Raw genomic sequence first — 3,391 nt, 5'->3', positions numbered from 1 at the left:
GCGTAGGCCTGCGCGACCGGCGTGGCGCCGGAGGGCACGTGGCTTCCGACGAGCAGCCGCGCGCCCTCGTCCGAGCGCAGGTACTCCGGATCGATGCCGAGCTCGGCCGCGAGCGCCTCGTTGACCAGCAGCGTCTCCGGGCGCGCGGCGTCGGCGGCCTGCCAGTGCACCACCAGCTCCGCGAGCTCGGTGGCGTAGCGGGCGCCGAGGTTAGGCGCGGCGGACGTCGAGGTGCTCATGCCCCGACGATACGGATCCCGGCGACCCCCGACATCCGGACATCCGGCTCGCAGCGGCCAGCCCCGCGCGGTGTGGTCGTAACCGCTGCGCACATAGCACCCCAGCCGCGAACCGGGGTCGACTAGCGTTTCTGGGCATGTCGACTCGTACCAGCATCGCCGCCGCCCTACTCCCCCTTCTCGCCCTCACCGCCTGCAGCAGCGGAGACGATTCCGCCGAGGCCGAGGCCTCGAAGTGCGCGCCGGTGGAAGGCGAGCTGCTCGCGGCCGACCCGCTGGAGGGCCAGCCGTCGTTGGAGATCCCGCTCCCCGAGGGGTGGGAGAGCAACACGGCGATGAACTCCGAGATGATCCGGCTCGCGGTCGTCGCACCCGAGCTGGAGAAGGACAACTTGGCGCCGAACGTCGTGGTGACCTCCGAGCCGTCGCCCGCCGACGGCCAGGTCGCACTCGACCGCCAGCTGGCCGGTCTGGAGACCTTCGCCGACACCTCCGGCATCACGCCCGAAGCCGGCGAGGTCTGCGGATACAGCGCCTGGAGATTCGGCTACGAGATTCCGGAGATGGGTCAGATCCCGGCCCGCCCGGCCGAAGTGCAGGTCATCGTGGTACCCCACGGCGACCAGGCGATCACCTACACGATGACCGCACAGTCGACCGAGCCGGTCGACCCCGCCTACGACGAGGCCGTGGACGAGATCTTCGCCGGCGTCCAGATCGGCGAGAGCTGACCCCAGGGAACTGACTCTCGGGATCTGACCAGCGAGAACTGAGGGCTGGGACGTCGCCTTTCGCCCAATCTTGACGTTGGTGTCGCGAATCACTCACTCACTGTGCAACGTGTTACACCATGCGATATCGAATGAGTCTCTTCGCTAGCTGGCAGAAGGGGGAGACGCCATGGGCTCGTCGTTGACCAAGGACGGCGTCGACGCCTCGACCCGCACCGCGGACGCCTCCCCCGAGCAATCTTCGGCCACCAAGACCGCCCCTCACCGGGGCCGGGTGGTGAAAGTAATAGGGACGACGACGGCGACGTCGGCACGCGGCCTGTGCCCCAGGGCCTGCTCGGCTTGGCCGCGGCCAATGATCAGTTGACCGTGACCCGGAAATTTGACGCCGACGAGCAGCATCGCCGCAGTGAGATCGCCCGGGTGGCCCGGGAGCTGGCCCGCACCCGGGGCTACGACGGGGTGACCGTCCGCGAGATCGCCAGCGGCGCCGGGGTGTCACCGGTGACGATCTACCGGTACTTCGGTTCCAAGGACGGCGTCCTTCTCCACCTGATGACCGAGTGGTCCATCACGATCTTCGAGGAGCTCTACGCCACGGCCGATCAGCGGTCGGGGTCAATCGCCGACCGGATCAGCGAGGGCATGCAGTTGGTGATCGAGCGCGCCGCCGAGGAGATGGACCTGCTCACCGCGAGCATGTCGTCGATCACCTCGTCCCGCAACGACGGCGTGAGCATCGAGGGCTTCCGCCCGGTGTTCCTCGAGCTCGCCCGCGGCAGTCTCGGCGACCCCGAGTGGACCGGGGCCTCCGGCGCGGTGCACATCCTGGGCCACGTCTACATCGCGTGCCTGCTCGATCTGACCGTGGGCCGCACGAGCCTGGCCGACGTCACCACGAACATCGAGACCGCGGCCGCCCTCCTGCTCCGGGACGTGCAGCACTGAGCCTGTGCGCCACGCGCCACGCGCCACGGGCCACAGGCCACAGGCCACAGGCCACAGGCCACGAGGCGCGCCTGCCGATCAGAAGTACTGCGACCCGCCGTCGATGCTGATGTGCTCGGCCGTGATGAACTTCGACTCGTCCGAGGCCAGGAACGCCACGACGTTCGAGATCTCCTCCGGCTCCGCCCAGGTCTGCTGGAGAAACGTCGACCCCATGAGGTTGAGCGGCGGATTGGTCTCGCCGACGCGCTCCAGGTCGGCCACCATGTCGCCGCCGCCCATCGGGGTCGCCACGCCACCCGGGTGGACGCTGTTGACCCGGATGTCGTGCTTACCCAGCTCCGCGGCGAACGCACGGGTCATGCCCACCACCGCGTGCTTGGAGGTGGTGTAGTGCACCATGAACGGCTGGATCTTCTTGCCCGCGTACGAGCTGGTGATGACGATCGAGCCGCCGCCCGCCGCGATGAGGTGATCCGCCGTGGCCATGACGGTGTTCCACACGCCCGTGATGTTGATGTCCATCGTCGTGCCGAACGTCTCCGGGGTGATCTCGGACCACACCTGCGGGATGCAGATCCCGGCGTTGGCCGACACCACGTCGAGCCGGCCGAGCTCGGCGACGCCGTCGTCGACGATCTTCTTCATCCCCTCCAGATCGCGCACGTCGCCGACCGACAGCAGCGCCCGCCGTCCCTGCTCCTCGACGAGTCGCGTGGTCTCGGCCAACTCGTCCTCGGTGGCGGCGTCGTACGGGATCGCGTCGATGATCGGCCCCGCGATGTCCAGGCCGATGATGTCCGCGCCCTCCGCCGCCAGCCGGACCGCGTGCGTCCGCCCCTGCCCCCGCGCGACGCCGGTGATGAACGCGACCTTGCCCTCGAGCCTGCCTGACATGCTGTTTCCCACTTCCTGTCGAGGTCGAATATGAGGGTGCCCTCAAGCGCCACCCTAGGCGGGGCCGACGCCCTAATGTCGTCACTCAGGGGTATATAAGGAGACGACAATGGCGCTCAGAGAAAAGACCAAGGTCAAGACCGAAGAGATGATGACGACAACACCATCAACCCCCGGACCGTTCACCGGGCGGCGGGGCCGGCTGGCCGCGACTGCAGGCGTTGTCGTCGTCGTCGCGATCTTTCTCACCGGCTGCGCGGCGGGCCCCAATCCCGACGTCTCTCCCGGTGGCGCCGGGTTCTGGCTCGGACTGTGGCACGCGATGATCCTCCCGGTGACGTTCGTGATCTCGTTGTTCACCGACACGGTGACCATCTACGAGGTCAACAACGACGGGAACTGGTACGACGCCGGGTTCGTGGTGGGCCTCGCACTGTTCTCGGGCCCCTTCCTCGCCGGCGGGCGGGGGCGGCGCGGCTGATGCGGATCCTCGTCACCGGCGGCGCCAGGTCCGGCAAATCCCGCCACGCCGCGCGGCTCCTTTCCGGCGGCCCCGACGCCGCCGTCGGCGGGACC

The 3,391-nt window shown here is 68.7% G+C and carries 4 protein-coding genes and 1 pseudogene; 3 read left to right on the top strand and 2 right to left on the bottom strand.

Going from position 1 to position 3,391, the window contains the following annotated elements; genetic code table 11:
• Positions 1–239 (bottom strand): annotated as a pseudogene (locus tag G6016_RS00500) (hypothetical protein); the annotation flags it as partial.
• A gap of 137 nt (positions 240–376) precedes the next feature.
• Between G6016_RS00500 and G6016_RS00495 the strand changes: the two are divergent.
• Both G6016_RS00495 and G6016_RS00490 read left to right on the top strand, forming a co-directional pair.
• Positions 377–970 (top strand): hypothetical protein, encoded by a 594-nt coding sequence (locus G6016_RS00495; RefSeq protein WP_182630756.1) that lies wholly within the window; start codon positions 377–379, stop codon positions 968–970.
• Between the two features lie 369 nt (positions 971–1,339).
• On the top strand, positions 1,340–1,918 hold the full coding sequence (locus G6016_RS00490) for a TetR family transcriptional regulator (protein ID WP_182630755.1): 579 nt from the start codon (positions 1,340–1,342) through the stop codon (positions 1,916–1,918).
• Between the two features lie 78 nt (positions 1,919–1,996).
• Here G6016_RS00490 and G6016_RS00485 read toward each other — a convergent pair whose 3' ends face one another.
• Entirely contained in the window at positions 1,997–2,815 is an 819-nt protein-coding gene (locus G6016_RS00485; RefSeq protein WP_182630754.1) for a mycofactocin-coupled SDR family oxidoreductase, read from the bottom strand.
• A 109-nt stretch (positions 2,816–2,924) separates the two neighbouring features.
• On the opposite strand from G6016_RS00485, the gene G6016_RS00480 reads away from it, so the two are divergent.
• Positions 2,925–3,296: a hypothetical protein gene (locus tag G6016_RS00480; RefSeq protein WP_241729621.1), complete on the top strand. Its 372-nt coding sequence runs from the start codon at positions 2,925–2,927 to the stop codon at positions 3,294–3,296.
• The last annotated feature ends 95 nt before the right edge of the window (positions 3,297–3,391 follow it).

Source organism: Dietzia aerolata (assembly GCF_014144865.1).
GTDB classification, from domain to species: domain Bacteria; phylum Actinomycetota; class Actinomycetes; order Mycobacteriales; family Mycobacteriaceae; genus Dietzia; species Dietzia aerolata.
The sequence above is the reverse complement of the archived record's forward strand: the minus strand, read 5'-3'. Positions and strand labels throughout refer to the sequence as shown.